General features: G+C 57.7%; 1 protein-coding gene and 1 pseudogene. Both read right to left on the bottom strand.

Going from position 1 to position 1,619, the window contains the following annotated elements; translation table 11 throughout:
• Positions 1-65: 65 nt before the first annotated feature.
• The gene (locus RTM06_RS04735; protein WP_256696888.1) at positions 66-752 is read right to left on the bottom strand and encodes a GntR family transcriptional regulator; all 687 of its coding nucleotides are present in this window, start codon (positions 750-752) and stop codon (positions 66-68) included.
• 98 nt (positions 753-850) lie between these two features.
• Positions 851-1,619 (bottom strand): annotated as a pseudogene (locus RTM06_RS04730) (fructuronate reductase); the annotation flags it as partial.

Genomic DNA, 1,619 nt, shown 5'->3' with positions numbered 1-1,619 from the left:
ATGTGGCAGCATCTCCTTCCCCCGCTAGCGGGGGAAGGCCGGGATGGGGGACAGCAAGCACTAACTTAAGGCGCTTCGAACCACTCACTATTACGCTCGGCAATCGGCGTAATGGTCAAAATCATCTCCTGTAGATGACGACGCATCGCGCTTTCAGCCGCGTCAACATCATGCGCTTTCAACGCGTTATAGATATCTTCATGCTGCTGAATCAAACGCTCCGGCGGCGACACTTCGCTCAGGGTCAGAAAGCGCACGCGGTCCATAGCCGCTTTGATGTTCTCCACCGTTTCCCACGCCAGCAGGCAGTTAATCCCTTCCGCAATCAGACGGTGAAACTCATCATCCAGTCCTAAGAAGGCCTGGCTGTCATGACGTTCGGCGGCGAGACGCTGCAGTTGCAGGTTGTGCTCCAGCGCCATCAATCCACTGGCACCAATCTCCTGCGCGGCGCGGCGTACCACGGCGATCTCTACCGCTTCACGGATAAAGCGACCGTCGGCCACGCGTTGGGCAGAGATTTTGCGTACGAAGGTGCCGCGCTGCGGTAACACCTGCACCAGTCCGGCTTCCGCCAGCTTGATGAAAGCTTCACGTACCGGCTGACGCGATACGTTAAAACGCGCCGACACTTCCTTCTCCGACAGCAGCGAGCCCGGATGTATAACGCAGGTCACAATATCTTTGCGCAGATAACGATAGATCTGCTGATTTACCGGTTCGCTGGTGGTTATGGTATAGGCAGTCGACATGCAGCAATATCCGTATTACGGCTGGCATCTGCCAGCCCGTTAAGAAAGGTTCAGTCTAATCAGCACGCTGCGTCTGCGCTACACATTTGTGCAGGCGCTTAGCCTTGTGTGACGAGGCTCTGCACCGTGGCGCGCGCACCCTGTTGCAGCAGTTGCTGATAGAGTTCGGTGACGCGTGAGACAAAGGCCGGCTGCTGAAGCAGATCGTCGCCAAACACGGCGTTGAGGTCGAGCAACGCCTTAACACGTGGCGCACCGTCCTCACTGTTGGCCACAATGTCCGCCAGCTGATCTTTCAGCGGATCGCGAATCTCAATGGCCTGGCCTTGCTCATCCACGCCGCTGACGTAGCGCATCCAGCCTGCCACGCCCAGCAACACGAAATCGCAGGAGGTGCCGTTGCGCAGATGCCAACGTGCGCTATCCAGCAGACGCTGCGGCAGCTTTTGCGTGCCATCGGTGGCGATTTGATAGGTGCGATGCTTGATGGCGCGATTCTCGTAACGTGCAATCAGAGAATCGGCATAGGCTTCGAGATCGACGCCCTGCGTGCGCAGCGTCGGTGCCTGATCTTGCAACATCAATGAACGCGCCGCCGCACGATAGCTGGCATCCGCCATGCAATCGCTGATGTGTTCATAACCGGCGAGAAAACCGAGATAGGCGAGGAACGAGTGGCTGCCGTTGAGCATGCGCAATTTCATCTCTTCGAACGGCAGCACATCGCTGACCAGCTCCGCACCGGCGTTTTCCCACGCCGGACGTCCGTTAACAAAGTTGTCTTCAATGACCCACTGGAAAAACGGTTCGGCTTCTACCGCCACCGGATCGCGGCTGCCTAAACGTTCGGCCAGCGCGTCGAATGCC

The sequence above is a fragment of the Pantoea sp. CTOTU46764 genome, from assembly GCF_031974595.1.
In the GTDB taxonomy this organism is placed as follows: domain Bacteria; phylum Pseudomonadota; class Gammaproteobacteria; order Enterobacterales; family Enterobacteriaceae; genus Pantoea; species Pantoea trifolii.
The sequence above is the reverse complement of the archived record's forward strand: the minus strand, read 5'-3'. Positions and strand labels throughout refer to the sequence as shown.